At 71.5% G+C, this 25,217-nt stretch carries 25 protein-coding genes; 13 read left to right on the forward strand and 12 right to left on the reverse strand.

Annotation, left to right across the window (positions count from 1 at the left end):
• Nucleotides 1-23: 23 nt before the first annotated feature.
• Nucleotides 24-1,043 (reverse strand): non-homologous end-joining DNA ligase, encoded by a 1,020-nt coding sequence (ligD, locus tag HNR14_RS01365; RefSeq protein ID WP_021763668.1) that lies wholly within the window; start codon nt 1,041-1,043, stop codon nt 24-26.
• A 95-nt stretch (nt 1,044-1,138) separates the two neighbouring features.
• Here ligD and HNR14_RS01370 point away from each other — a divergent pair, with 95 nt between their 5' ends.
• Nucleotides 1,139-1,870 carry an endonuclease/exonuclease/phosphatase family protein gene (locus HNR14_RS01370; protein ID WP_021763669.1) on the forward strand — a complete coding sequence of 244 codons (732 nt, stop codon included), beginning with the start codon at nt 1,139-1,141 and terminating at the stop codon, nt 1,868-1,870.
• 7 nt (nt 1,871-1,877) lie between these two features.
• Here HNR14_RS01370 and HNR14_RS01375 read toward each other — a convergent pair whose 3' ends face one another.
• Complete coding sequence (locus tag HNR14_RS01375; protein WP_021763670.1) at nt 1,878-2,282, reverse strand: sigma-70 family RNA polymerase sigma factor; 405 nt, start codon at nt 2,280-2,282, stop codon at nt 1,878-1,880.
• A gap of 90 nt (nt 2,283-2,372) precedes the next feature.
• Between HNR14_RS01375 and HNR14_RS01380 the strand changes: the two genes are divergently transcribed.
• Nucleotides 2,373-3,842, forward strand: coding sequence for a lipase maturation factor family protein (locus HNR14_RS01380; RefSeq protein ID WP_179699470.1), 1,470 nt, complete (start codon nt 2,373-2,375; stop codon nt 3,840-3,842).
• Between the two features lie 6 nt (nt 3,843-3,848).
• Here HNR14_RS01380 and HNR14_RS01385 read toward each other — a convergent pair whose 3' ends face one another.
• Entirely contained in the window at nt 3,849-4,433 is a 585-nt protein-coding gene (locus HNR14_RS01385; protein ID WP_343064385.1) for a hypothetical protein, read from the reverse strand.
• Nucleotides 4,434-4,582: 149 nt separating this feature from the next.
• Nucleotides 4,583-4,981: a DUF7144 family membrane protein gene (locus tag HNR14_RS01390; RefSeq protein ID WP_179699472.1), complete on the reverse strand. Its 399-nt coding sequence runs from the start codon at nt 4,979-4,981 to the stop codon at nt 4,583-4,585.
• Nucleotides 4,982-5,092: 111 nt separating this feature from the next.
• Here HNR14_RS01390 and HNR14_RS01395 point away from each other — a divergent pair, with 111 nt between their 5' ends.
• From HNR14_RS01395 to HNR14_RS01415, 5 genes are all read left to right on the forward strand, one after another.
• On the forward strand, nt 5,093-5,395 hold the full coding sequence (locus HNR14_RS01395; protein ID WP_021763674.1) for a DUF1905 domain-containing protein: 303 nt from the start codon (nt 5,093-5,095) through the stop codon (nt 5,393-5,395).
• A 28-nt stretch (nt 5,396-5,423) separates the two neighbouring features.
• On the forward strand, nt 5,424-6,134 hold the full coding sequence (locus HNR14_RS01400; RefSeq protein ID WP_179699473.1) for an IclR family transcriptional regulator: 711 nt from the start codon (nt 5,424-5,426) through the stop codon (nt 6,132-6,134).
• Nucleotides 6,135-6,269: 135 nt separating this feature from the next.
• Entirely contained in the window at nt 6,270-7,097 is an 828-nt protein-coding gene (locus tag HNR14_RS01405) for a molybdenum cofactor biosynthesis F family protein (RefSeq protein ID WP_179699474.1), read from the forward strand.
• Entirely contained in the window at nt 7,094-8,764 is a 1,671-nt protein-coding gene (locus tag HNR14_RS01410) for an amidohydrolase (RefSeq protein ID WP_179699475.1), read from the forward strand. The genes HNR14_RS01405 and HNR14_RS01410 overlap by 4 nt, the downstream gene beginning before the upstream one ends.
• 58 nt (nt 8,765-8,822) lie before the next feature.
• Nucleotides 8,823-9,416: a TetR/AcrR family transcriptional regulator gene (locus HNR14_RS01415; RefSeq protein ID WP_179699476.1), complete on the forward strand. Its 594-nt coding sequence runs from the start codon at nt 8,823-8,825 to the stop codon at nt 9,414-9,416.
• Nucleotides 9,417-9,423: 7 nt separating this feature from the next.
• Here the strand turns inward: HNR14_RS01415 and HNR14_RS01420 are convergent, their stop codons facing one another.
• Both HNR14_RS01420 and HNR14_RS01425 read right to left on the reverse strand, forming a co-directional pair.
• Complete coding sequence (locus HNR14_RS01420) at nt 9,424-10,338, reverse strand: MBL fold metallo-hydrolase (RefSeq protein ID WP_179699477.1); 915 nt, start codon at nt 10,336-10,338, stop codon at nt 9,424-9,426.
• 19 nt (nt 10,339-10,357) lie between these two features.
• Nucleotides 10,358-11,347 carry a methyltransferase gene (locus HNR14_RS01425; protein WP_343064386.1) on the reverse strand — a complete coding sequence of 330 codons (990 nt, stop codon included), beginning with the start codon at nt 11,345-11,347 and terminating at the stop codon, nt 10,358-10,360.
• A 118-nt stretch (nt 11,348-11,465) separates the two neighbouring features.
• Between HNR14_RS01425 and HNR14_RS01430 the strand changes: the two genes are divergently transcribed.
• Nucleotides 11,466-12,221, forward strand: coding sequence for an alpha/beta fold hydrolase (locus HNR14_RS01430; protein WP_179699478.1), 756 nt, complete (start codon nt 11,466-11,468; stop codon nt 12,219-12,221).
• Nucleotides 12,222-12,320: 99 nt separating this feature from the next.
• Here the strand turns inward: HNR14_RS01430 and HNR14_RS01435 are convergent, their stop codons facing one another.
• Genes HNR14_RS01435 through HNR14_RS01450 form a run of 4 tightly spaced genes read right to left on the reverse strand, consistent with a single transcriptional unit; the run spans nt 12,321 to nt 16,492 of the window.
• Entirely contained in the window at nt 12,321-13,298 is a 978-nt protein-coding gene (locus HNR14_RS01435; protein ID WP_179702490.1) for a family 43 glycosylhydrolase, read from the reverse strand.
• A gap of 14 nt (nt 13,299-13,312) precedes the next feature.
• On the reverse strand, nt 13,313-14,218 hold the full coding sequence (locus HNR14_RS01440; protein WP_218874949.1) for a carbohydrate ABC transporter permease: 906 nt from the start codon (nt 14,216-14,218) through the stop codon (nt 13,313-13,315).
• Entirely contained in the window at nt 14,215-15,192 is a 978-nt protein-coding gene (locus HNR14_RS01445; RefSeq protein ID WP_179699479.1) for a carbohydrate ABC transporter permease, read from the reverse strand. Before HNR14_RS01445 ends, HNR14_RS01440 begins: the two co-directional genes overlap by 4 nt.
• Nucleotides 15,182-16,492, reverse strand: coding sequence for an ABC transporter substrate-binding protein (locus tag HNR14_RS01450; RefSeq protein ID WP_179699480.1), 1,311 nt, complete (start codon nt 16,490-16,492; stop codon nt 15,182-15,184). Before HNR14_RS01450 ends, HNR14_RS01445 begins: the two co-directional genes overlap by 11 nt.
• Before the next feature lie 158 nt (nt 16,493-16,650).
• Between HNR14_RS01450 and HNR14_RS01455 the strand changes: the two genes are divergently transcribed.
• Together HNR14_RS01455 and HNR14_RS01460 are read left to right on the forward strand one after the other, a co-directional pair.
• Entirely contained in the window at nt 16,651-17,661 is a 1,011-nt protein-coding gene (locus HNR14_RS01455) for a substrate-binding domain-containing protein (protein WP_179699481.1), read from the forward strand.
• A gap of 76 nt (nt 17,662-17,737) precedes the next feature.
• Nucleotides 17,738-19,564: a glycoside hydrolase family 2 protein gene (locus HNR14_RS01460; RefSeq protein WP_246311504.1), complete on the forward strand. Its 1,827-nt coding sequence runs from the start codon at nt 17,738-17,740 to the stop codon at nt 19,562-19,564.
• 73 nt (nt 19,565-19,637) lie between these two features.
• Here the strand turns inward: HNR14_RS01460 and HNR14_RS01465 are convergent, their stop codons facing one another.
• On the reverse strand, nt 19,638-20,612 hold the full coding sequence (locus tag HNR14_RS01465; RefSeq protein WP_179699483.1) for an aldo/keto reductase: 975 nt from the start codon (nt 20,610-20,612) through the stop codon (nt 19,638-19,640).
• A gap of 99 nt (nt 20,613-20,711) precedes the next feature.
• Here HNR14_RS01465 and HNR14_RS01470 point away from each other — a divergent pair, with 99 nt between their 5' ends.
• Nucleotides 20,712-21,464 carry an SDR family NAD(P)-dependent oxidoreductase gene (locus HNR14_RS01470; RefSeq protein ID WP_179699484.1) on the forward strand — a complete coding sequence of 251 codons (753 nt, stop codon included), beginning with the start codon at nt 20,712-20,714 and terminating at the stop codon, nt 21,462-21,464.
• Between the two features lie 54 nt (nt 21,465-21,518).
• Here HNR14_RS01470 and HNR14_RS01475 read toward each other — a convergent pair whose 3' ends face one another.
• Nucleotides 21,519-22,982 carry an amidohydrolase gene (locus tag HNR14_RS01475; protein ID WP_343064387.1) on the reverse strand — a complete coding sequence of 488 codons (1,464 nt, stop codon included), beginning with the start codon at nt 22,980-22,982 and terminating at the stop codon, nt 21,519-21,521.
• Between the two features lie 113 nt (nt 22,983-23,095).
• Between HNR14_RS01475 and HNR14_RS01480 the strand changes: the two genes are divergently transcribed.
• A complete protein-coding gene (locus HNR14_RS01480) occupies nt 23,096-24,217 on the forward strand; it encodes a zinc-binding dehydrogenase (RefSeq protein ID WP_179699486.1) in 1,122 nt (373 codons plus the stop codon).
• 19 nt (nt 24,218-24,236) lie between these two features.
• Entirely contained in the window at nt 24,237-25,199 is a 963-nt protein-coding gene (locus HNR14_RS01485) for an aldo/keto reductase (RefSeq protein WP_179699487.1), read from the forward strand.
• The last annotated feature ends 18 nt before the right edge of the window (nt 25,200-25,217 follow it).

Here is a 25,217-nt window from a genome sequence, read left to right on the forward strand (position 1 = left end):
TCCGGCCGCCTCCGCTCCGGCCGCTAGGACTTCTTGGCGCGGCTCGGCTGGACGCGCGGCGGCTCGCCGGGCATCTTCGGGTAGTCGGGCGGGAAGGGCAGCTCCCCCAGCCCGGAGTCCAGATCGCGCTGCCACCACTCCATGAGCACGTCGATGCTCCCTGGCTCGTCGCCGAAGTGCTCCCACGGGTCGCCGACCGTGGCGAGCCGGTCGGGCAGGTTGAGCACGGTGAAGTCCCGCGGGTCGACCTCGGGCAGCTCGTCCCAGGTGATCGGCGTGGAGACCGGGGCGTGCGCCAGCGCGCGCGGACTGTAGGCACCGGCCATCGTGCGGTCGCGATTGGCCTGGTTGAAGTCGACGAAGATCTTCTCGCCGCGCTCCTCCTTCCACCACGCCGTCGTCACCGCATCGGGCATGCGCCGCTCGAGCTCGCGCGCCGCGGCGATGACCGCGTGACGGACGTCGAGGAACTCCCGCACCGGCGCGATGGGGGCGAAGACATGCAACCCGCGGTTGCCGGAGGTCTTCACGAACGCGTCGAGTCCGGCCTCCCGCAGCACCGTGCGCAGCTCCAGCGCCGCCGGGATCGCGTCGGCGAACTCCGTCCCCGGCTGCGGGTCGAGGTCGATGCGCAGCTGATCCGGGTTGTCGGAGTCCTCCGCGCGCGACGGCCAGGGGTGGAAGACCACGGTGTTCATCTGCGCGGCCCACACGGCCGCCGCCGGCTCGTCGATGACGAGCTGCGGGTGCGAGCGGGCGCTCGGGTAGACGACCATCACCGAGCGGACGTAGTCGGGGGCACCGCGCGGCGGATTCTTGGAGAAGAACTGCTCGCCGTCGATCCCTTCCGGGAAACGCTGCAGGGATACCGGCCGGTCTCCGTTCGCGCGCACGAACGCATCGCCCACGGCGACCAGGTAGTTCGCCAGATCGAGCTTGGTGATGCCGAGCTCGGGCCAGAGCACCCGGCCCGGGCTCGAGATGCGCACCTCCCGGTCGCCGTTCGGACCCGGGACGGTGAGGACAACCGCGTCGCCTGCCATGGCTCCACCGTACCGCTCGAACTCCCGATGACCAGGGTGTGAATTCCATGTGGGATGCGGCCCGTCCTCCGGCGTCGCCGCCGAGTTGGGCCAGAATGACAAGCGCGTCCGACCACGGCCCCGAGCGGCCGGACCACGAGATGAGGTGCATCGCCCTGAGGATCATCAGCTACAACCTCCGCAAGCATGCGGCCGGCCACGAACTCGCCGATATCGCCCTGAACCACGAGGTGGATGCCCTGTGCCTCCAGGAGGCGGACACCGACGTCCTCCCCGAGCGCCTCCACCACCTGAGCCTCGCGGATGCGACGCGCGCGAACCGCCTGGGCCTGGCCGTGTACGTGCGCGACGACCGCTACGAGATCCTGAACACGCAGGTCTTCGCCGTGCACAAGTCGTTGCACGACCGCGTGCTCGCCCCGGCGCACGAGCGTCTGCTCGCCGTGCACCTGCGCGACCGCGACAGCGGCGACAACGTGCTGGTCGGCTCCTTCCACGCCGCCCCGCTGACCGCCTCCAACTCACTGCGGCGCAAGCAGATCGCCGCCGCCCACGAGGGGATGCGCTCGCTCGCCCCCGACACCCCCGCGATCATGGTCGGCGACTTCAACTACCCCTGGTTCATCAACGGTCTCGAGCGCAGTCTGACGACGAGCGGGTACACGCTCATGCGCAGCACCGAGCCGACGTACCTGCGGTACAAGTTCTTCACCGGCTACTTCGACTTCGTCACCTCGACCGGCTTCGAGATCGAGCGCGTCGACGTGCTCCCCGCCGGCGCCTCCGACCACCGCGCGATCAGTCTCGACGCGGAGCGCGCGGCCTGAACCGCGCCTAGCCGGCGACGGGGAACCGCAGCCGATCCGTCGCCTCCGGCTCGATCAGGCCCAGTGCGATGAGCCGCGCCCGCACGCCGCCGACGCGGCGCCCTGCGGCCGCCGCGATCTGCTCGAACGTGTCACCCCGGTGATACGCCTCGACGACCGCGGCCTCCTGCTCGGGCGTCCAGCGCCGGAACGCGTTCGGATGCTCCGGACTGGAGCGCGACGACGCGGGCTCGGGCTCGGGCTCGGCGACCAGCGGCTGCACGAGCTGGACGCTCAGCACCTGCTCCAGCCCGTAGCGGGCCACCGGCTCCTCCCCCGCCGCGGACCAGCAGACGAGCGTCGCGTCGTCGATGGTGATCAGTGTCGCGTCGACCTCCGCGAAGGCGTCGCCGACCATGGATACGTGCAGCATGAACTCTTCCCCCCGATTGTGTTGCCTGTGGTTTCGAGCGTACGAAGGAGCCGAGAGGCCGGCCAGAGCGCGGACGCAAGGTGGTGACGGATGGATCTGCTGGGGTGGCTCGCGGGCGGCGAGTACACGATCGCGCGGGAGATCCTGCAGCGCGGCGTCGCCCTGCTCTACGTCGTGGCGTTCGTATCGGCGGCGAACCAGTTCCCGGCGCTCCTGGGCGAGCACGGCCTCCTGCCCGCACAGCGCTTCCTGCGCTCCGCCTACGGCCGCGCCCAGCCGACGCTGTTCGGATGGCGCCGGAAGGGCGAGACGATCTACTCCGATCGGCTCGTGCGCGCGGTCGCCTGGACGGGCGCCGCTCTCTCCGCACTCATCGTGCTCGGGCTCCCGCAATTCCTGCCCAGTTGGCTGTTCGTCCCGCTGTTCCTCGCGATCTGGTATCTCTACCTCTCGATCGTGAACATCGGCCAGACCTTCTACGGCTTCGGCTGGGAGAGCCTCCTGTGCGAGGCGGGGTTCACGGTCGCCTTCCTCGGAGCCGCCGACACGGCGCCGCCGATCACGATCATCGTGCTGCTGCGCTGGCTGGTGTTCCGGCTGGAGTTCGGCGCCGGGATGATCAAGATGCGCGGCGACCGGGTCTGGCGCGATCTGACCGCGCTCTACTACCACCACGAGACGCAGCCGATGCCGAACCCGCTCAGCCGCACGGCGCACCTCCTGCCGAAATGGTTCCACCGCATGGAGGTGCTGGGCAATCATTTCGCGCAGCTCGTGGTGCCGTGGCTGCTGTTCCTGCCGCAGCCCGTCGCGAGCGCCGCGGCGGCGGTCGTGGTGCTGACGCAGCTGTGGCTGGTCGCGACGGGCAACTTCGCCTGGCTGAACGTGATCACGATCGTCCTGGCGTTCTCGGCGGTGAGCGATCCCGTGTGGTCCTGGGCCCTCTCGTGGACGGACGGGGGCGCCCAGCTCGGCGGCATCGGCGCCCCGAGCGTCCCGCTCTGGTACGCGGTGGTCGCCGTGCTCGTGACGGCGGGCCTGCTGGTGCTCAGCTGGGCGCCGCTCCGGAATCTGTTCCGGCGGCGCCAGCTCATGAACGCGAGCTTCAACCGCTGGCACCTCGTCAACGCCTACGGCGCATTCGGCAGCGTGACCCGCGAACGCTACGAGGTCACCGTCGAGGGGACGGCGGACGACCCGCACGATCCGCACGCCGTTTGGCTCGAGTACGCATTCAAGGGGAAACCCGGCGACGTGCGCCGCCTCCCGCGCCAGTTCGCGCCCTACCACCTGCGCCTGGACTGGCTGATGTGGTTCCTCGCCCTGGGATCGCGCGACTCCCCCTGGTTCCAGGTGTTTCTGCTCCGGCTGCTCGAGGCGGACGCACCGACCCTGCGTCTGCTGCGCGCCGACCCGTTCGGCGGCGAACCTCCGCGCGCCGTCCGCGCGACGATGCACCTCTACCGCTTCACGACGCACGCCGAGAAGCGGGCGACCGGCGATCGCTGGGTGCGCACGGAGGTCGGGCTGCTGGTGCCGCCGGTCTCGCTGCGCGGGTGAGCCGGATCAGTACCCCGTGCGCTCCTCCTGGAGCTTCGCGAGGTCGCGCCAGATGAGCAGCTTGAGCCGCGCGGGCTTCTCGCGCTCGTAGTCGTCGCGGAGGGCCTCCACGCCCGAGAGCGCGTCGAGGCCGGCCTCGATCGCCGTGCCGACGTCGTCCCAGGCGTCCTTCCGCCCGCGCTCCACCAGCGCCAGCAACTGCTCCTCCGAGTCGGCCTTGGCGCGCAACTGCTGGGCGAGCTCGAGAGCGGCGGACTTGCGCAGGTTCAGATTGGCGAGGTCGACGTCGCGGTAGTCGTGCGGATGCGTCGCGTCCCCGCGCAGTCCGGTCGCCACGGCGAGCTCCTCGTCGATGCGCCCGGCCGCCTGGCCCTGCTCGGAGGCGAGCTCGCGCAGGATGCGGGCGGCCTCGCCGGTGTGACGCGCGGGGTCGAAGTCGTTGCCGTACTGGATGGTGTCGACGACGATGTGGTTCTTGATCGCCATGCGCGTGGCGTATTCCGCCAGGAGCATGCCTTCCTCGACGGACTGGTCGAGGGTCGGCGCGGGAGGCGCGGTCAGAGCGTCCTCGTCGAAGGGACGGGTGCGCACCGTCTTCCTCTTCGGGGCTCCGCGGTGGAACCACGTCGGCCAGCGCATCGTCTTCCACCTTCCCTCTCGTCGTGCGGGAGCGCCCGCGGACGACGCGGCGGCGGCGCCCGAGACCATTCTCTCCGATCCGGCCGGGCGGCCGGGACGGCTCAGGCCGACTGCCCGTTGAAGAACGCGTTGGCGCGGCGCGTGAACAGCAGCGAGAGCACGATGATCACCCACACGATGTCGATCACGCCGCTGAAGACCTGCAGCGTGAAGAGCAGCAGGACGCCGTTGATCAGGTTGAGGATCATGACCAGCGTCACGAGAGCGCGCGAGACCTTGCTGCCGTTGAGGAGGCCGCGGGCGACGATCAGGATGACGATGCCGAGCACGATCGAGACGATCGCCGAGGTGGTGATGCCGGCCAGGCCGCCGGCCGTCTCAGCGCCCGGCGCGGACTCGCGCGTGAAGAGCACGACCACGCCGCCGATGATGTTCAGGACGCCGTTGATGTAGGTCAGCACGGCGACGAACGTCACCGATCCGGGACGCGTGGCGGACATGGGACCTCCTCGGGGACGGACGCGGTGTCGATCCGATCACGGTCACCCTATCGGCCGGGATGCGTCCGACGGGAGGGGGTGGATGTCGGTGGTCCGTGCCAGGGTGGAGGCATGGCGGGAGTGCGGTACGAGTTCGAGGCCGAGCTGTTCCGGTGGGAGGCCCGGCGCGACCTGTGGGTCTTCGCGCGGCTGCCCGACGACGTGTCGGAGGAGATCCGGCTGGAGCCGCATCCCCCGGCAGGGTTCGGCTCGGTCAAGGTGATGATGACGCTGGGCTCCTCGCGCTGGTCGACGTCGATCTTCCCGGAGAGCGCCGAGGGCGCGTACATCGTGTCGATCAAGGGCGACATCAGGAAGGCCGAGGGCGTCGGGCTCGGCGACCGGGTGCGGCTCGGGGTCGAGACGCTGCTGTAGCCGTTCCGGGATGGGACAGAATGGCTTCATGGACCGACCGGGCGAGCAGAGCGCGCCGCACTCGCAGACGCTCTCGCGGGGCATCCGGCTGCTGGAGGTCCTGGCCGAGTCCGAGGACCCGATGACGATCGCGGCGCTCGCCGACGCGCTCGGGGTGCACCGCTCGATCGCGTACCGCATCCTGCGCACGCTCGAGGATCACGGGCTCGTCGTCCGCGACGCGGCCGGCGCCGTACAGCTCGGGCCGCGCATGGCCACGCTGGCGCGCTCCGTCTCGCGCGACCTGCAGTCCGCGTCCCTGCCGCAGCTGACCGCCATCGCGAACGACCTCTCGATGACCGCGTTCGTCGCCGTGCTCGACCGGACCGAGGTCGTCACGCTGGTGAGCGTCGAGCCATCGCACGCCCACGCGACGGTGGTGCAGCGTCCCGGCACCCGGCATCCCCTCGGCTCCGGCGCGCCGGGCATCGCGATCCAGTCCGCGCTCACCGGCTCGCAGTGGCGCGCCCTGCCCGACGAGCACCCGCGTGACGAGGCCGCCCAGGCGCGCGAGCGCGGGTTCGCGACCAGCCACGACGAGGTCATCCCGGGTCTCGCGTCGGTCGCGGTGCCGCTGGTGCTCCCCGACCGCGCGCCCGCGGCGGTGGCCGTCGTGTTCGTGGCGAACGGACGCGAGGTGGAGGCGGTGGCCGAGCGGCTGCGCCAGGCCGCGCAGGCGATCGCGGCCGAACTGCGCTGACCGGGCACGCCGACCCGAGCACGCCGACTTGGCGACGCCGGAACGAGGGTTGACCGCAGCCGCACATCCTCCGCCGCGCGCTTTCCCCGCGCGCGAACCGCTGCCGATACTGGGCGGACGACGGAAGGAACCGCAATGCCCATCGACGACCTCACCGACACCGCCACCTGGCTGCCGCTCGACGGCCTCGCCCCCGGCTTCGACGCGAGCAAGGCCCCGCACACGACCGACCTGGCCGGCCGGACGGTGACGCTCGTGGACGATCGTGGCACGCGCATCGCGCATACCTTCGACGAGCACCGGGTCGAGTGGGAGTACACCCCGGGTGCGGGCGACCCCATCCCGCAGACGTCCAGCTCCGACGACTACGAGGCGTTCCTGGTCGACGACGAGCTCTATTTCGTGCAGTTCCACCACGAGTACGAGCCGGCGGAGGCGGTCTCGCTCGTCCTCGACCTGCGCTCGGGGCGAGCGTTGTCCATCGTGCAGGCGATTGGCGGCGACCTCCCGGGCAACACCGCGGTCAAGCAGCTGTTCGTGCCGTCGGTGATCGAGGAGCTCGAGACCAGCGGTTCGGCCCCCGCGCCCTCCACGACCCTGGTCGGCCGGCGGGTGCTGTGGGAGTACAGCGCCGAGCACGCGTACGAGCACATCTACCTCGGGCCGCAGTGGTACACCTGGCAGTGCCTCGCCGGCCCCGAGCGCGGCCTCGCCGACACGGACGAGTGCTCGGTGTGGGAGGTGCGGCCCGGCATCCTCGTCTTCACCTGGCGCGAGAAGGTCATCCCGTGCGCCTCTGTGACGATCGCGGACCACCGCGATCAGCGTGCCCTCCGCTCGCACGGGGTGCTCTTCGGCCTCGACGAGAGCGGGAACGTGCCGACGCACTTCACCTTCGGGGCACACGGCCGGCTCCTCAGCAACACGGTGCACCCCGCCGAGTACGACCCCGCGACGGCATGAGCCCCGCCGACCAGGGCACCGCCGACCTGATCGTCACCGGCGGCATCGTCTACCCGGTCGACGCGGCTCGGTCGCGGGCCGAGGCCTTCGCGGTGCGGGACGGTCGCATCCTCGACGTCGGGACGGCCGCCGAGATCGAGAGGTTCCGCGGCGCGGAGACGCAGACGGTCGACCTCGCCGGCGGATTCGCCATGCCGGGTCTCGTCGACGTGCACAACCACCACGCCCACGCCGGGCGGGCAGAGCTCTACGAACTGACCTTCCCCAACACGGCCTCGCTCGACGAGATCGTCGAGGCGGTGCGCGACCGGGCGGCGACGCTCGGACCCGACGAGTGGATCGTCGGCAGCAGCTGGGGCACGGGACTCCTCGACACGCTCGGGCGCGCCACGGCGCGCCACGCGCTCGACGCGGCCGCCGGGGGCCGTCCCGTGCTCCTGACGGACGACAGCCACCACAACCGGTGGGCGAGCGCCCGCGCGCTCGAGCTCGCCGGGATCGACGCGACGACGCCCGACCCGGCCGCCGGGTCGATCCTCCGCGATCTTGAGACCGGCGAGCCGACCGGCGTGCTGCTGGAGGCGGCGGGGCTGCTGGTGGAGGCCGTCGCGGCTCCTGCCGTCGCCCTGACGCCCGAGAAGGACGTGCGCGCGTCGGCCCGCGGGATCGAGATCCTGCACACCTACGGGATCACCGCGTTCCAGGACGCCGCGATCTCGCTGCCGCAGATGCGCGCCCTCGCCACGCTCGACGCCCGCGGCGAGCTCGACGCCTGGGTCGTCTCGTCGATGACGGTCAACGACCAGATCTTCGGCTACGAGGAGCTCGGCGACGCCCTCATCGCGCACCGGGACGAGCTGGCGGGCGAGCACCACCGGCCCGACTTCGTGAAGATCTTCCTCGACGGGACCCCGCCGGCCCGGACCGGCGCGTTCCTCGAGCCGTACCTCCCCGCCGACGAGCACGACAGGGCGCCCTGGCACGGCGGGACCACCATGCCCGCCGACGAGCTGCTCGGCTGGCTGCGCCGCACCGCCGCGCTCGGCATCTCCGCGAAGATCCACTGCACCGGCGACGCCTCGGTGCGGATGGTGCTGGATGCGGTGGAGGCCGTGCGAGCGGAGGGCCACACCGAGCCGATCTACCAGATCGCGCACGGCCAGTTCATCGCCGCGGAGGACCTCCCCCGGTTCGCTCGGCTGGGGGTGGCGGCGGACATCTCGCCGTTCCTGTGGTTCCCGGGCGTGATCGCGGACGCGCTCAGTACGGTGCGCCCCGCCGACGAGGTCGCGGGCCTGCAGCCGAACCGCTCGCTCATCGATTCCGGGGCCCTCGTCGCGGGCGGCTCCGACTGGCCGGTGAGCGAGACGCCGAACCCGTGGGAGGGTATCCAGGGCCTGGTGACGCGCGCCGACCCGTCCGGCCGTCGTCCCGGCACCCTCGGGCCGGAGCAGGCCATCACGCTGGCGGAGGCGATCGAGGTCTTCACCGTCAACGGCGCCCGCGCGATGGGTCTCGCCGACACGACCGGGTCGCTCGCCCCCGGCCTTTCGGCCGACTTCGTGGTGTTCGACGACGATCCTTTCGCCCTCCCGGTGGACGAGCTCGTCGGGCTGCGCCCGCGCGCGACCTACTTCGCCGGGCGCGCCGTGCACCGTCGGGAGTGACGCCTTTCCCCTACACTTGTGGACGAACAACGACGTGCCGTCCCACGAGTGGAGGACCATGCCCAAGGTGATCGACCACGATCAGCGACGCTCCGACATCATCGACGTGACCTGGGGGCTGATCGTCAAGGGCGGCCTGGAGGCGGCGACGATGCGCGAGATCGCCAGCGAGGCGGGCTTCGCCAACGGCGCGCTCAAGCACTACTTCCCCGGCAAGGACGAGATCATCCAGGGCACGTACGAGCGCGCCCTCGGCATGATGAGCGGCGGTGTGGAGCGGGCGGTCGGCGACAAGACCGGCCTCGAGGCGCTGCGCGCGATCGTGGAGGCCTCCGCGCCGACGACTCCGGAGGCCATCACCGCCGGCCGTGTGCTGCTCAGCTTCTGGGAGCGCGCGCTCTCGAACGAGGAGCTGCACCAGGCGTACCGGGATCACCTCGTCTCGTGGCGCGCGGGTCTGGCCTCCTACATCGCCCAGGGCCGTGCGGACGGCGACATCGTGACCGCGACGCCGGACGAGCAGCTGGTCGATGAGATCGTGCTCATCAACGCGGGCGCGAACATCATGAGCCTGATCGCCCCCGATCTGTCGACGCCGGCCCTGCTGGAGGCGCAGATCGAGGCGTTCTTCCAGCGACTCACCGCGCGATAGGCGCACCCTACCGCACGAAGGCGCGGTGCATCGCGGTCTGAGCGAGAGCCGACGCGAGCGTGAACCCGGCGAGGGCGGACCACCCGCCCGTCCACGTCATGCCTTGGGCGACCTCCCAGATCGTCGCCTGCGGATGCGCGCGGAGGGCGTCCCGGACCTCCCGCGCCCGGCGCAGGTGGTGCTCGGCGAGCGCGGCGCAACGGTCGTGGAGGTTCGGGAACGGGGCCTCGTGGCCGGGCAGGGCCAGGCGATCGAGGTCGGCGACGCGGCGCAGCGAGCGCAGGTAGTCGCCGATCGGGTCGTCGGCCCGGCCGCCGAGGCCGAGCCCGGGGTTCACCGTCGGGAGCACGTGGTCGCCCGTGAAGAGGAGGCCGTGGTCCTCGTCGTCGAAGCAGAGGTGGCCGCTGGTGTGCCCGGGAGTCCAGAGCGCGCGGATGCGGCGGCCCGGGATGTCGAGGAGCTCACCGTCCGCCAGCACCGCGTCCGGCGCGGTGACGCCGGCGATCGGGAGGGCGGGCAGGGCGAGCAGCTCGAGACGGCGATCGTCGGGGACGCCCCAGGCCTCGAGGGTCCCGGCATCCGGGCCGCCGGAGGTCGCCACCCCGGCGAGGGCGTCGCGCTCCCGCTCGTGCATCAGCACCCGCGCGCCCGTCGCCTCCCGGACCGCCGCCGCCGCACCGGCATGGTCGGAGTGGAGGTGCGTGATCAGGATCGACGCGACGTCGTCGAGCCGCCGGCCGACGCCGCGGAGCGCATCATCGATGACGGCCACGGCGTCCGGCCCGGGAGAACCCGGGTCGATAAGGTGGACGCCGCCGGCCGCATCCTGCAGCAGGTAGCAGAGCGAGTAGGGCAGGCCGCCGCCGGGCATCGGGATGCGCACCAGGTGCACATCGGGTCGGATGCTCTCGAGGGCGGCCATGCCCTCACGCTAGCCGAGCTCAGACGGCGGTCGCGAGGAGGATCCGCGGGCTGCCCGGCAGGGCGACCGTCCGCTCGGCGCGCCAACCGGCCGCCTCCAGCCAGTCGCGCACGGTCGCCTCCGGGTACACGACCGTGCCGTCGATGTTGTAGTACTCCCCCGCGTGCAGCGCGTCGATCTTGCGCTGCTGCGGGTCGTCGTCCAGGAAGAAGTCGAGCACGACGAGCGTCGCGCCGTCCGCCGCGGCCGCGCGGGCGTTCGCGAAGATCGCCCGGTTCTGGGCGTCGTCGAACCGGTGGATGACGTGGTTGACGAGCACGAGATCGTGCTCCCCGCCGGGCTGCGCGGTCGCGGTGTCGGCGCCCTCGACCGTGGTGCGGTCGCCGTAGCCGGCCGCCTCGACGGCCTCCCGGACCGAGTCGACGGAGGCCGGGTCGAAGACGAAGCGGACCTGCAGCTCGGGGTTCGCCTTCAGCCCCTCCACCGCAAAGGCGGGGCTGAGACCGCCGAGGTCGAGTGCCGAGCGGTACGGGGTGAAGTCGAAGGCGTCGCCGAGCATCGCGGCATGCAGCTCGTTGTAGCGCATGACGCCGGCGAGGAAGTCGCCCCAGCCCGCCTCGTCCAGCTCCAGCACGCCGGGGGCGTCGGTGTCGACGGTGGAGTCGTAGCCCAGCCACTGCGTGTAGCTCGTCGTGCCGAGGAAGGCGAGGAAGGGGGCGAGGTCGAGCTCGGCGTCCTCCCCGGTCAGGAAGGCGCGGGCGTCGGGCTCGAGGTCGTACCGGCCGTCGGTGCGGGTCAGGAGACCCTGGGCGGCCATGCTGTCGGCGAGGACGCGCGCCTGGCGAGGCGGCACACCGGTGGCTGCGGCGAGGGCGTCGGCATCGAGCGGGCCGTCGGAGAGGGCGGCGAACAGGCCGACGCGGCTGGCGGCGAAGAGCTGCTTCGCGCCCATGAAGCCGATCGCGATGTCGACGATGGCCTCGGGCGTCACTGGACGGGTCGTTGTCACGTTCACGCTCTTTCTGTCAGGTGGCGGACGGTGGAGTCCGACGGGATCGGGATGACTCTACCGATGGAGACGTTTATTTTCTACTATCATAGAAAAACAATTCACCCGGAGGTCGACGATGCCCGCTCCCACGCCCCTGTCCCCGCTCGCGGTCCGCCGTCTGGCCGCCCCGACCGGCTCCATCCCGGCGACCGCTCTGCCTCCGGTGCTGCTCGTGCACGGCTTCGGCTCCTCCTCCGCCGAGGACTTCGACGGCTGGGGCGAGGCGCTGGCCGCCGCCGGGCGCGAGGCGTACCTGGTCGACCTCCCGGGGCACGGCTGCTCGCCCGCGGTTCCGGGCGTCGACGCGGGAACGACGAGCGCCGTCGTGGCGGCCCTCGCGGACGTCGTCCGGTCGATCGACGCCGAGCGCGTCGACGTGATCGGCTATTCGCTCGGTGCCCGCCTCGCGTGGGAGCTCCCCGCGGCGACCGGACGCGTGCGACGGCTCGTGCTCGGCGGGCTCAGCCCGTTCGAGCCGTTCGCCGGGATCGACATCGTCGCCATCGCGCGCGCCGTCGACGGCGAACCTCCGGCGGATCCCTTCGTCGGGATGATGGCCGGCATGGTGTCGGGCGCGGGCCGCGACACGGATTCGCTGCTCGCCCTGATGGCCGGCCTCGGGTCGGAGCCATTCGCGCCGGAGGATCCCGCATCCGCCTGCCCGGACGTGCCGACTCTGCTCGTCGCCGGCGCCGACGACCCGATGACGCAGGGCCTCGAAGTGCTCACCGCGGTCGTCCCGGACGCGCGCCTCGTCCGCGTGCCGGGCGACCACCTCGGCGCGCTCCACTCCTCCGGGTTCCGCGAGGCCGCCCTGACGTTCCTCGCCTGAGCCGCCCCGCACAGATTTGGCCCAAATGTCCTGAATGGCGGCACTATTCACGACATTTGGGCCAAATCGAGAGGGGTGGTGAGGGGTAGTGAGGGGAGGTCAGCCGAGCACGGGGGTCGCACCGTCCCAGGTCAGCGGGCGCACCAGCATGCCGCGGTAGGCGTAGGCGTCGTCCCAGCTGTGGAAGACGAGCCAGTCGCGCCCGTCGAACGTGACCACGTTCTGGCCACCCGGCCCGTGGAAGGTCCCTCGCTTCGACGCGGAGGTCAGGAACGGCTTCTCCTGCGAGGTGAACGGCGCCGTCAGCGACGACCCCCTCGCCGTGCCGATCGCGTAGTCGTCGCCGCCGTAGTCGTTGGCGGAGAAGAACAGCACGTACACGCCGTCGCGCTTCACCAGGTCGGGCGCCTCGACGAGCGCGCCCTCCCACGCGCGGTCCTGCTTCAGCAGCTTCACCGGCGGTCCCGTCAGGCTGAGTCCGTCGGCGGAGAGCGGGGCGGTCTCGATCCAGGTGTCGAGGTCGCAGCAGTTGCCGTCGGTCTTCCAGAGCAGGTGGAGGCTGCCGTCGTCGTCGCGGAAAGTCGCGGCATCGATGGCTCCTCCCGCCTCCACCGGGCAGACGAGCGCGGCGTCGGAGGCAGGGGTGAACGGGCCGCCCGGCGCACTCGAGGTGGCCGTGCCGATGCACTGCCGGCCGGACGCGGCATCCTGAGCCGTCAGGTACAGCACGAACGCTCCGGGCGAGACCTCGGCGACCTCGGGCGCCCAGGTGCGGCCGGGCTGCGCCCAGGCCGGCAGCGCCTCGAGCGCGTCCGACTCCGAGACGGTCCAGTCGCGCATGTTCGTGGACGTCGCCGAGCGCACCAGGAAGCCGGGCGTGTTGGTCGCGAACGCGTACGCCGTCCCGTCGTGGACGAGCACGTCCGGGTCGGCGAAGTCCTGATCGATCGCGAACGCCGGAGACGTCTCCGTGGCAGTGGCCGACGCGGTCGGGGCTTGCGCACCTCCCGAGCAGCCGCTCAGCGCCGCGAGAGCGACACCGGCAGCCGCCAGCGCTCCCGCGGCACGCGCGGCCACGGCCGCGGCCGACCTCACCCCTTCACTCCCGAGCTCGCGACGCTGTCCACGATGTGGCGCTGCGCGATCGAGAACAGGATCAGCACCGGGATGGAGGCGATCACCGCGCCCGCCATCACGATCGCGAAGTGCGTCGAGTACGCGCCCTGGAGCTGGGCGAGACCCGGCTGCAGCGTCAGGTTCTCCGGGCTGAGGAGCACGTACACCGGCCAGAGGAAGTCGTTCCAGTTGGCGAGGAAGCTCAGCACGGCGAGGGTCGCCAGCGCCGGCCGCGCCAGCGGGATCACGATCTGCAGGAAGATCCGGATGTCGCCGGCGCCGTCGATGCGCGCCGCCTCCTCGATCTCGACCGGCAGCCCGATGAAGAACTGCCGCAGGAAGAACACGCCGAACGCGCTCGCCGCCCCCGGGATCGAGATGGCCCAGATGGTGTCGAGCCAGCCGAGGTTCTGCACGATCAGGTAGTTCGGGATGAGGAAGATGACCGGCGGGACGAGCAGGGTCGCGATGATCGCGCCGAACACGATCTTCTTGCCCCAGAACTCCAGCCGGGCGAGCGCGTATGCGGCAGCGGAGGCGGTCACCAGGATGATGGCCGTCTGCAGCGTCGCCGCCAGCAGGCTGTTGAGGAACCAGCGGAAGATCGGCTGCTGCCCGCTGGCCAGCGTGATGTACGCATCCATCGACCACGGTGCGGGGAAGGCGGAGAACGGGTTGCGGATGGCGTCGCTGTCGGTCTTGAACGACGTGAGCACGATCCACACCAGCGGGAGCACGATGAGGAGGGTGACCAGGGCCAGCACGACGTACAGGACGACCCGGCCGGCGGTCCGGCGGGGTGACCGCCGCCGCCGCGAAGGTCGCGTGCGCGGAGCCTCCTCGCCGCCGGCGACAGGCTTCTGGGAGATGAGGGACGTCAACGCGGTGCCCTTTCCGTGCGCTCCCGCTGCAGGCGGAAGTTGATGACGCTGATGATCGCGAGGAACACGAACAGCACGTAGCTCATGGCGGACGCCGCGGCCATGTTGTTCTGCGACAGACCCTGATCGGAGATGTACATGATCGCGGTGCGGGTCTGGTTGCCCGGGCCGCCCTTGGTGAGGATGTACGACTGCCCGAACATGTTGGCCGACGCGAGGATGGTCACCGTGACGACGAAGGTCATCACCTGGCGCAGTCCCGGCAGCGTGACGCTGAAGAACGTGCGGAACGGGCCGGCGCCGTCGAGCGCGGCCGCCTCGTACAGGTCGGCGTTGATGCCCTTCAGCCCGGCCAGGATGATGACGGTGTTGAAGCCGAGCGTCCACCAGACGGTGACACCGACCAGCGAGACCCACACCCAGGGCACGTTGACCGTCCACGGGATGTCGGACGGCAGGCCCAGCATCCCGAGCACGTGATTGACGATGCCCGACTGGGTGTCGAGCAGGTACTTCCAGATCACGCCGATGACGGCGACGCCGAGCACGTAGGGCGCGAAGAACACGGCACGGAACACGGTGCCGCCGCGGATCTTGCGGTTGAGCAGCTGCGCGATCAGCAACGGGATGACCAGGAGGAACGGGACGCTGGCGACCGTGAAGATCCCGGTGGCGCCCATGGACTGCCAGAAGTCCCCGGAGGTCGCCGAATCGGGGGTGAAGAGGTCGATGTAGTTCTTGAGCCCGATGAACTGCTGTGTGTCGCGGAACGGGCTCCAGTTCGTGAGGCTGATCCAGAGGCCGAATACGGCCGGACCGGCGACGAAGACCAGGAACAGGACGAGGAACGGCGCCAGGAACAGGTAGGCCGTCTTCGTCCGGCGCGGCGCAGCGAGGGTGCTGCGCCGGGCGCGCCGAGGCGGCACCCCGGCGCGGGGCCGGGATGCCGCCTCTACAGCGAGCTCATTCGCCATAGGTCTGCTGGTTCTGCTTCAGCAGCGTGTTGGCCTTCTCGACGGCGTCGTCGAGGGCCTGCTTGGGCGACTTCTTGCCCGTGACGGCCTCGTTGACGGCCGTGGTGACGGTCGCGGTGACGCTGGTGATGCCGGGGGCCGAGGTCTCGTAGTGCGCGTACGGGAGCTCGTCGAGGAACGGCTTCAGGTTCGGGTACTTCTGCACCAGAGCCGGGTCGTTGCGCACCGTGTTGCTCGCGGGCAGCTCACCGGTGTCGGGCCAGCTGGCCGAGTTGTCGTTCATCCACTTGACGAACGTCGCGGCGGCGGCGGTCTTGTTCTTGTCCTGGCCCTTGTTGTTCATGAACATCCAGTGCGTCGACGAGGACCACACGGCCTTCTCGGTGCCGATCTGGGGCACCGCGACCGCGGTCCAGGCGAGCTTGTCGAACGCGGTGTTCGTGGTCTGCCAGACGCCGTTCCAGTTGAACGCGGTCTTGCCCGCGATCAGGGCGTTGATGTTGCCGTCCTGCGCGACGTTGGCCGGGCTGTAGCCCTCCTTGATCAGGTCGACCATGTGGGTGAGCGCCTGCACGCCGGCGTCGGAGTTGAAGGTGGCCTTCGTGACGTCGTCGTTGAAGAGGTCGCCGCCGAACTGCCAGAGCAGCGACTCGAACTCGAACGTGCCGGTGAAGACGTAGCCGTCGACCCACTCGCCCTGGATGCCCGCGGTCTTGAGCTTGGCCAGCGCATCCATGTACGAGGCCTTGTCGGCGGGGATGGTCGTCGGGTCGATGCCCGCCTGGCTCAGCACGTCCTTGTTGACGTAGAGACCGAGCGGGGTGACGCTCCACGGGATGCCGTACTGGGCGCCCTTGTACTCGCCCGCCTTCATCAGGCCCTCCGGGAAGTCGGAGGCGCTGTAGCCGAGCGACTTGACGATGGAGTCGCTCTTGAGGAGCAGCCCCTGGGCGGCGTAGGTGGCGATGTCGTCACCGTGCGCGACGGCGACGTCCGGTCCCTTGCCGGCCTTGACGGCGAGCGGCATCTTCTTCGCCAGATCCGCCCACTCCATCGGGACGTCCTTGACGACGATGTTCTTGTGCTCGGAGTTGAACTTGTCGACGAGCTTGGGGACGAGCACCGGGGCCGCGCCGCCGGTCCAGCCGTTCCAGAAGGTGACCGTGACCTGGGGCCCGGAGTAGTCGCCGGACGCCACCTCTCCGCTCGATCCGCCGGAGCTGCCGCAGGCGGTGAGTGCGAGACCGACGCCCATGACCACGGCGGCGGCCAGGATCCGCGCTGCAGATCGCTTCTTCATGTGATTTCTCTCCCTTGAGTGACAGGCGCGAGGCGCGGACGAGGCCGCGTTCGTCTTGAATTTACAGCGCTAGAAATTTGCTGTCAAGCGATTGCGGGTGTTCGGCGATCGTGCCCACCGGAACGCGCAGTAGAGTTTCCCCGACGAGAGGAGTCGCAGTGGCGGGTGTGCGCTTGCAGGACGTCGCGGAGCTCGCGGGGGTGTCGATGAAGACCGTCTCGAACGTCGTCCACGAGTATCCGCACGTCAGCGACCGGATGCGCGAGCGCGTCCAGAAGGCGATCGACGAGCTCGGCTACCGGCCCAACCTCCTGGGGCGACGGCTCGCCACCGGACGCACCGGACTGCTCGCCCTGGCGTTCGCCGACGTGACGCTCCCCTACTTCGCCGAGCTGGCCCGCCGGGTCTCCGACGTGGCCGAGGAGCAGGGCTACCGCGTGCTGCTCGAGCAGACGGACGCGACGCTCGAGGGCGAGCGGGCCGCCGTCTCCGGCATCGAGGCCGGGATGGTCGACGGGATGATCTTCCAGCCGAGCGTGATGAGCTCGGCCGAGCTCGCCCAGACCAGGAGCTCCCTCCCGATGGTCATCCTCGGCGAGGGGGCGGCGCCGCTCAGCATCGACCGCGTGATGATCGACAACATCGCCGCCGCCCGCGAGGCGACGGCGCACCTCCTGAGCCTCGGGCGCCGCCGCATCGCCTTCGCCGGACACGAGCCGGAGCGGCTGTCGCGCACGTCGGAGCTGCGCATCGCGGGGTACCAGTCGGCTCTGGAGGACGCGGGCATCACCCCCGACCCCGACCTCCTCATCCCGAGCAACGCCATCTCGCCCGTGGACGGCGCCGCCGCGATCGGTGCCGCTCTGGATGCCGGCCTGCGGATCGACGCGATCATGTGCCGCGACGACCTCGCCGCCATCGGCGCACTGCGGGCACTGCAGGAGCGGGGGCTCCGCGTGCCCGAGGACGTCGCGATCACGGGATGGGACAACACGCTGATGACCGCGGTCACCTTCCCCAGCATCACGACGGTCGCGCCCGACCTCACGGCGCTCGCGACGCAGGCCATCGCGATGCTGGTGGAGCGGATCGACGGGCTGGGTTCGATGGGCAGGCACGTGCTGGTCGGCCACCGCCTCGTGGCGCGGGAGAGCGCGCCGGCCGCCTGATCCGTCATCCCCTCGTCGGGGCGTTGTCGATTTTTCCTGTTTTACAGCGCTGCATTTCTAGTGCACGATGGTGTCCATGACACTTCCCCCTGCCAGCACGCTCGACGGAACCTACCCGCGCCCTCAGCTGGTGCGCGAGCGCTGGTGCGACCTCGGCGGCGTGTGGGCCTTCGCGTACGACGACGCCGACGAAGGCGTCGCGCAGTCCTGGTTCGCCGACGGCGCGGGCGACCGGTTCGACCGCGAGATCGTGGTCCCCTTCCCTCCGGAGTCGCCGTCGTCGGGGATCGGCGACACCGGCTTCCATCCCGTCGTCTGGTACCGCCGCGCGATCGGCGCGACCGAGCTCGACGCCATCGGCGCCGGCGACGACGCACCCCGAGTGATCCTGCACTTCGGCGCCGTGGACTACCGCGCGAAGGTGTGGGTCGGCGGCCGGTTCGCCGGCGAGCACGAGGGCGGAGGGTCGCCGTTCTCGTTCGACGTCACCGAGCTCCTCGCCACGGCACGGGCGGATGCCGGTGACGCCGGCATCGCGATCGTGGTCCGCGCCGAGGACGACCCGGCCGACCTCTCGCAGCCGCGGGGCAAGCAGGACTGGCAGCGCGAGCCGCACTCGATCTGGTACCACCGCACCACCGGCATCTGGCAGCCCGTCTGGCTCGAGGCCGCCCCCGCGGTGGCGATCGAGCGCATCCACTGGACGCCCGACCTCGTCGCGGGCACGGTGGAGGCGCGCATCCGCCTGAACCGCCCGGCACCGGACGACGCGGAACTCTCCATCGCCCTGACCTACGCGGGCCGGCCGCTCGGCTCCGTCACCGTGCCCGCTGGGGGCCGGACGGTCGAGGCGACCGTTCCCCTGCCGCAGCAGCGCAACGGGCAGGCGTACGAGGAGCTGCTCTGGTCTCCCGAGCACCCGCGCCTCGTGGACGCCGTCGTCTCGGTCGGAGCCGACACCGTCCGGTCGTACCTCGGGCTGCGCTCCGCGGCGGTGGCCGCCGGACGGTTCCTGCTCAACGACCGCCCGTACTACGTGCGCTCGGTGCTCAACCAGGGCTACTGGCCCGCGTCGCACCTCGCGGCGCCCTCGGTGGAGGGCCTGCGCGCGGAGGCCCAGCTCATCAAGGACCTCGGCTTCAACGCGGCCCGGCTTCACCAGAAGTACGAGGACCCGCGGTTCCTGTTCTTCGCCGACACGCTGGGCCTGCTGATCTGGGGCGAGACGCCCGCCGCGTACGAGTTCACGCCGACGGCCGTGAACCGGACCGTCCGCGAGTGGACCGACATCGTCGACCGCGACTACTCGCACCCGTCCATCGTCACCTGGGTGCCGCTGAACGAGAGCTGGGGCGTGCAGCACCTCGCCCACGACGGCCGGATGCGCGAGTTCGCCGCCTCCCTCGTCTCGCTGACGAAAGCCCTCGACCCCACCCGGCCCGTCATCTCCAACGACGGCTGGGAGCACGTCGGCTCCGACATCCTCTCCATCCACGACTACGAGGCGTCCGGCGACGTCGTCGCGGCCCGATACGGGACGGCGGAGGCGATCGACGCCCTCTTCGACGGCCTCGGGCCCGCGGGTCGCCGCATGCTCGTCCAAGGCGAGCGCGACCTCCAGGCGCCCGTCATGCTCACCGAGTTCGGCGGCGTCTCGTTCGTCGACCGCGCCCACGAGGTGGACGGTGCGTGGGGCTACTCGGCGGCGACGAGCCCGGAGGACTTCGCCGAGCGCGTCGGCGCCCTGCTGGCGGCGACGCACGCGAGCCCCGTGCTCGCCGGCTTCTGCTACACCCAGCTCGCCGACACCGGGCAGGAGACCAACGGTCTCGTGACCGATGACCGCCGCCCGAAGGCGCCGATCGAGCGCCTCCGCGCGATGGTGCTCGGCCGCGCCTCCTGACAGCGCCCAGATTTGGCCCAAATGTCGTGAATAGCGCCGCTATTCACGACATTTGGGCCAAATCACGAGGGGGTTACGGGGCCCAGGTGCCGTCGGGGGCGACGTCGCGGTCGAGCCAGAGGTGCGCGGTGCGCTCGCGGATGACGTCGGCGCCGACGCGGTCGAGCAGGGCCAGGGCGCCGAGGTTGTCCTCGAACTGGTCGAGCCTGCTGACGCCGAAGAGCACGTTGGCGGCGGCGGGATGCGTCAGCACGAACGCGAGACCGAGCTGGGTGGGCGTGGCGTCGAGAGAGGCCGCGATCCGCTCCACCTCGGGGTAGGCGGCGACGATGCTCTTGCGGATCCCGCCCACGTCGGCGCCGATCTTGCGGGCGGGAGCCAGCTTGCCGGCCAGGATGCCGCCCTCGAAGACGTCGGAGGCCTGCAGCGCGAGCCGCCCGTCGGCGAAGAGCGCGCCGTAGGGCTCCCCCTCGGCCATCGACCGGCGCACGAGGCCGTACTTGAGCTGCGCGAACGTCGGCGGGGTCAGCCCCTCCTCCGCGGCGACGTCGAGGGCGAGGCGCACGTCGCCGATCAGCCAGTTGTTGACGCCCCAGGAGTCGAAGCGGCCCTTCGCGATCTCGGCGGCGACGTCGCGGACGATCCGGCGCACATCCACCTCCCCGAAATAGTCGCCGACGACGACGAGATCGGCGCGGTCGACGCCGATGCGGTCGAGGGAGACGGCGAGCTGGTCGGCGAAGGAGGTCTGCGGGTACTCCCAGAGCCAGAGCTTGCCGCAGAGCAGGTAGTCCTCGCGCGCCAACCCGGCGGCGCGCACGGCCTCGCCGAACAGCAGGTCGGTGCGGGCGTTCTCGGCGTGCGGACCCATGTTGTAGTGCGCGACGTCGAAGAAGGCGGTGCCGACCTCGTGGGCGCGGTGGATGAGCGCGACGGCGTCGTCCGGCTCCATGCGGTCCCAGGTGTTCCAGGAGCCGAGGGAGAACACGGGAACCTCGGGGCCGTTCGGGCCGAGCGGGCGGGTGGGGATGGTTCCAGTCTCGGGCACGAGGCCTCCTTGCGTCGGGCGGGCGATGTCGGTTTTTCTACACTCGTATAATATAACTACGCGCCGCGATCGCGCGGCCAGGAGCAGAGAGGCCCCGCCATGACCGCATCCCCCTCCCCCGCCCGCACCGTCGTCGTCACCGGCGGCGCCGGCGGCATCGGCCGCGGAATCGGCCGCGCCTTCGCCGAGCTGGGCGACCGGGTCGTGCTCGCCGACGTCGACGCCGACGCGGTGGCCGCCGCCGCGAGCGAGCTCGGCGTGGCGGCCGTGGCCGTCGACATCACCGACCCGGAGGCCGTGGCCGCGATGGTCGACCAGGTCGCCGCCGACCACGGTCCGGTCGACGTGCTCGTCAACAACGCCGGCGTGCTCTCGGTGCACGGCCGCCTCACCGAGCTCGCGCCGAGCGACTACGACCTCATCGTGCGCGTCAACATCCTCGGCACCTTCACCGTGACCCAGGCCGTCGCGCGCCACATGACCGCGACCGGAACCCGCGGCTCCATCGTCAACATCTCCTCGATCGGCGGCCGCCAGCCCACGCCGGGCATGGGCGCCTACGAGTCGAGCAAGGCCGCCGTCGACTCCCTCACCCGCTGGGCCGCGATCGAACTCGCCGCCGACGGCATCCGCGTCAACGCGGTCGCCCCCGGCCCGGTGCTCACGCCGATGCTGCAGCTCGGGATGCCCGAGGGCTCGCCGGAGCGCGCCGCCTGGTCGTCCCGAATCCCGCTCGGTCGCCTGGCGGAGGTCGACGACATCGCCCCGGCCGTGGTGTTCCTCGCCGGGGCCGACGCTGCTCACATCACGGGCGTCAGCCTCGCGGTCGACGGCGGGCAGCTGCTGGCCTGAGGGAAGGTCGCCCGCTCCGACGGGCGACCTCCCGGCGGTCCCCCGCGCCGGTCGTCACACCGACGAGACCGGCACCCGCTCGAACACGACGTCGCCGTCGACCACGGTGAGGTCGACGCCCACCGACGGCAGGTCGGCCGGGGCGAGGGTCAGCGGGTCGGCCTCCAGCACGCAGAGATCCGCGGCCTTGCGCGGCTCGAGCGAGCCCTTCCAGCCGGCGGCGCCGTCCTGCAGCGCGGGAACGGTCGTGTACGCCCGCAGGAGGGCGAGCATGCGGTCGCGCTCCTCACCGGGCGCGGGCGCACCGATCCAGGCGTCGGCGTCGGCGACCCCCTGCCTCCAATCGGGGGCGAGGATGGGCGCGTCCGAGCTGAGCGAAACCGGCACGCCGGCCTCCCACGCCGCCCTGATCGGCCAGGCCGAGGCCGCGACCTCGTCGCCGAGCACGGCGGCGACCCAGGAGGCGGTGTGCGCGGCGATCCCGGCCTGCACGTTGAGTCCCATCCCGAGGCGCGCCATCCGGGCGAGCGCATCGGGGCTCACGAGGTCGCCGTGGATGATGTAGTGGCCGAGGTCGGTCCTGGTCTGCGCAAGCGCCTCCTCCACCGCCTCGACCACGGTGTCGATGGTGCGGTCGCCGGTCGCGTGCACGCCGACCTGCAGGCCGAGCCGGTTGGCCTCCCGGATCATCCGGCGCAGGGCCGCGGCGCGCTCGTCCGGATCGGCTCCATCGATGAGGAGGCCGCCTTGCGTGCCGTCGGGATAGCGGCGGTGCGTCCACGCCTGGTGCATGGGCGGGATGCCGTCGGCGAAGATCTTGACCCCGGCGACGCGCAGCCGGCTGGGCCGCGCGGTCTCGCGCCGCAGCTCGGGCAGCCCGGCGAGCACATCCCGCAGCGAGCTGGGCCCGTCGAGCACGCCGAACAGGCCGAGGACGGTGACGCGCGCAGTGAGGGCGCGTTCCGCCTCCAGCTCGGCGTAGGCCTCGAAGACGTCCTGCCCGAAGCAACCGGTCGCACCGTCGTCTTCGCCAGGGCCCAGGCCGGGCTCGGTGTAGCTCGTGATGCCGAGGGAGGCGATGAGCTCGCCCGCGCGCAGGATGGCCGAGCGGCGCTCCTTCCGTGTCGTGAGCAGCGGGGCGGCGCCGGAGGTGTCGTGCGGGTCTCCGGTCGCCTCGATAGCGGCAGGGTCGGCCCCATCGGGTGCGGCCGCACCGAGCGCGTCGGCGTCGGGAGCCCCGCCCGGCCCGAAGACGGTCTGCGGCCACATCGCGCCGAGCCAGGCGGCGTGGAGGTGCGAGTCGTTGATGCCCGGGAGCACGGCGCGGCCGTCGAGGTCGATGACGCGCGTGCCACGGACGATCGTCTCGGCGACCTCGGCGTCGCTGCCCACGCGGAGCACCCGGCCGTGCCGCACGGCGATCGCCTGGCCGGTGGTGCCCGCGTCGTCGAGCGCGTGGACGACGCCGCCGCGCAGGACGAGGTCCGCGCTGCGGTCGGGGGTGGCTGCTGGATGCACGGCTCCTCCTCGAGACGACCGGAGGGAGGCGGGATGCCCTCTTCCGATTTTGGTCAACGTATGTAGAATAACCCACACCGACGACATCCGCGCGTCGAGATCCGGAGCAATCGATGACGATCCCCCTGACTGTCCCGCGCACCACCCGCGCCGCCGTCCTCACCGCGCACGGTGAGCCGCTCGCGCTGCAGACGCTCCCCCTCCCGGAGGCGATCGAACCCGGCGCGGCCCTCGTCCGCATCTCGTGCGCGACGCTCTGCGGCACCGACATCGAGATCTGGTCGGGCGCGATGACCTTCCCCGGGATGCTGCCGCTCGTGCTCGGGCACGAGATGGTCGGCGAGGTCGTCGCTGTTGGCGAGGGCACGCGCGACGCCCTGGGCCGCCCGATCGCCGTGGGTGACCGCATCGGCTGGTCCGAGTCGACCTGCGGCGAGTGCTTCGGCTGCACCGTGCTGCGGGAGCCGGTCCACTGCTCGCGCCGCGGCTACGGCTTCCTGCAGCGCTCCGACGTGCCGCCCTATGCGACCGCCGGGCTGGCCGACCACGCCTACGTCGTGCCCGGCGCCGCCAAGCTGCTCCTGCCTCCCGAGGTCAAGGACACCTGGGCGTCGATGGCGGGCTGCGCGGCCAAGACGGTGCTGCGCGCCTTCTCCCGCGCGGGCGGCGTGCGCCCCGGGTCGCGCGTGGTCGTGCAGGGCTCGGGAGCGCTCGGCATCTTCGCGACGGCCGTCGCGCACCTCTCGGGCGCGGGCCAGGTCATCACCGTCGGGGCGCCGGCCGACCGGCTCGCGGCGGCCCGCCGGTTCGGCGCCGACGAGGTCGTGGACATCGCCGGCGGATCGGAGGCGACCATCGAGCGCGTCCTCGCGCTCACCGACGGTGCGGGCGCGGACCTCGTGCTCGATTTCGCCGGGGCGCGCAGCGTGGGCCCGGAGGCCGTCGCGATGGCCGCCACGCGCGGCACCTTCGTGGTCGTCGGCTCGACCGGCCCGGTCGGCGACCCCGTCGCGCTCAGCGCGATCATGGGCAAGGAGCTCACCGTCGTCGGCTCCCTCAACGGTGACATCGGCGACTACGCCCGCGCCGTCGACTTCTTCCGCGTCTTCGCCGACCGGATGCCGTGGGACGACCTGTTCAGCGCCCCGGTCGGCCTCGCCGAGGCGTCGGATCGCATCGCGACCATGGCCGCCCTCGGCGAGATCAAAGCCGTCATCGACCCGCGCCTCGGCTGAGCGCAGAAGGAGCAGCAGCGTGACCTCCCGCATCCCCACCCGCCCCATCGGCACCTCCGGCCTGGAGGCGAGCGTGCTCGCGCTCGGCTCCTGGCACACCTACGACCGGATGGACTTCGCCGACGCCGTCGACATGGTCTCCTTCGCGGTCGAGCGCGGCGTGAACCTGTTCGACGTCGGCGTCTACGGCTTCCGCGGCATGCAGCCGCCCGTCTTCACCGACGTGCTGTTCTCGGCGATCGTGCGCGCCGCCGGCATCCCGCGCGAGCGCTACCTGCTCTCGGAGAAGCTCTGGCTCGAGGGCTTCGGCGAGGGAGGCTTCCGCCCCCAGCTGGAGCACGCCCTCTTCCGCGTCGGCAGCGAGCACGCCGACCTCGTCGTGCTCGGCGACCTGCGGCGCGACGACCTGGAGCTGCGCGACCTAGTGCTCGACCTGGCGCAGCTCGCGGACGCCGGGCTCATCCGCGCCTGGGGCGTCAACAACTGGTCGGCGACGAACATCCAGTCGCTCATCGACATCGCGGCGGCCGAAGGGGTGCCCGGCCCGCAGCTGGCGCAGCTCAAGTACAGCGTCGCGCGCCGCTCCATCCCCGATGGTGGCCCGTTCGCCCGGCTCTGGGAGCAGGGCCTCTCGATGCAGGCGTCGGACGTGATGGAGGGCGGCATCCTCGCCGGCAACACCACGCCGGGCCGCGAGGTCGGCCGCGACCCGGGTGCGGTGCGCGAGCGGATCGTCGCCGACGTGCCCGCCTTCGTCGCGCTGGCGGACGACCTCGGGACGACCCCGGCGCAGCTCGCCGTCGCGTTCACGCTGACGCACCCCGCCACGGCGACCACCCTCTTCGGTGCCAGCCGGCTGGAGCAGGTGCAGGCCAACCTCGAGGCCGTCGCGCTGCTCGAGACGATCGGCGCCGACGTCATCCGCGAGCGGGTCGCGCCGTTCTGGGCCGACCGGGATGCGGTCGACCCCGAGGGCCCCTGAGCCCCGAGCCGCTCCGCG

The sequence above is a fragment of the Leifsonia naganoensis genome (genome assembly GCF_013410615.1).
In the GTDB taxonomy this organism is placed as follows: Bacteria; Actinomycetota; Actinomycetes; order Actinomycetales; family Microbacteriaceae; genus Leifsonia; species Leifsonia aquatica.

What these genes read in the sequence shown, in the direction of transcription:
- ligD (WP_021763668.1), bottom strand. Translation starts at nt 1,043, where the DNA reads ATGGCAGGCGACGCGGTTGTCCTCACCGTCCCGGGTCCGAACGGCGAC.
- HNR14_RS01370 (WP_021763669.1), top strand. Translation starts at nt 1,139, where the DNA reads ATGACAAGCGCGTCCGACCACGGCCCCGAGCGGCCGGACCACGAGATG.
- HNR14_RS01375 (WP_021763670.1), bottom strand. Translation starts at nt 2,282, where the DNA reads ATGCTGCACGTATCCATGGTCGGCGACGCCTTCGCGGAGGTCGACGCG.
- HNR14_RS01380 (WP_179699470.1), top strand. Translation starts at nt 2,373, where the DNA reads ATGGATCTGCTGGGGTGGCTCGCGGGCGGCGAGTACACGATCGCGCGG.
- HNR14_RS01390 (WP_179699472.1), bottom strand. Translation starts at nt 4,981, where the DNA reads ATGTCCGCCACGCGTCCCGGATCGGTGACGTTCGTCGCCGTGCTGACC.
- HNR14_RS01395 (WP_021763674.1), top strand. Translation starts at nt 5,093, where the DNA reads ATGGCGGGAGTGCGGTACGAGTTCGAGGCCGAGCTGTTCCGGTGGGAG.
- HNR14_RS01400 (WP_179699473.1), top strand. Translation starts at nt 5,424, where the DNA reads ATGGACCGACCGGGCGAGCAGAGCGCGCCGCACTCGCAGACGCTCTCG.
- HNR14_RS01405 (WP_179699474.1), top strand. Translation starts at nt 6,270, where the DNA reads ATGCCCATCGACGACCTCACCGACACCGCCACCTGGCTGCCGCTCGAC.
- HNR14_RS01410 (WP_179699475.1), top strand. Translation starts at nt 7,094, where the DNA reads ATGAGCCCCGCCGACCAGGGCACCGCCGACCTGATCGTCACCGGCGGC.
- HNR14_RS01415 (WP_179699476.1), top strand. Translation starts at nt 8,823, where the DNA reads ATGCCCAAGGTGATCGACCACGATCAGCGACGCTCCGACATCATCGAC.
- HNR14_RS01420 (WP_179699477.1), bottom strand. Translation starts at nt 10,338, where the DNA reads ATGGCCGCCCTCGAGAGCATCCGACCCGATGTGCACCTGGTGCGCATC.
- HNR14_RS01430 (WP_179699478.1), top strand. Translation starts at nt 11,466, where the DNA reads ATGCCCGCTCCCACGCCCCTGTCCCCGCTCGCGGTCCGCCGTCTGGCC.
- HNR14_RS01445 (WP_179699479.1), bottom strand. Translation starts at nt 15,192, where the DNA reads ATGGCGAATGAGCTCGCTGTAGAGGCGGCATCCCGGCCCCGCGCCGGG.
- HNR14_RS01450 (WP_179699480.1), bottom strand. Translation starts at nt 16,492, where the DNA reads ATGAAGAAGCGATCTGCAGCGCGGATCCTGGCCGCCGCCGTGGTCATG.
- HNR14_RS01460 (WP_246311504.1), top strand. Translation starts at nt 17,738, where the DNA reads ATGACACTTCCCCCTGCCAGCACGCTCGACGGAACCTACCCGCGCCCT.
- HNR14_RS01470 (WP_179699484.1), top strand. Translation starts at nt 20,712, where the DNA reads ATGACCGCATCCCCCTCCCCCGCCCGCACCGTCGTCGTCACCGGCGGC.
- HNR14_RS01480 (WP_179699486.1), top strand. Translation starts at nt 23,096, where the DNA reads ATGACGATCCCCCTGACTGTCCCGCGCACCACCCGCGCCGCCGTCCTC.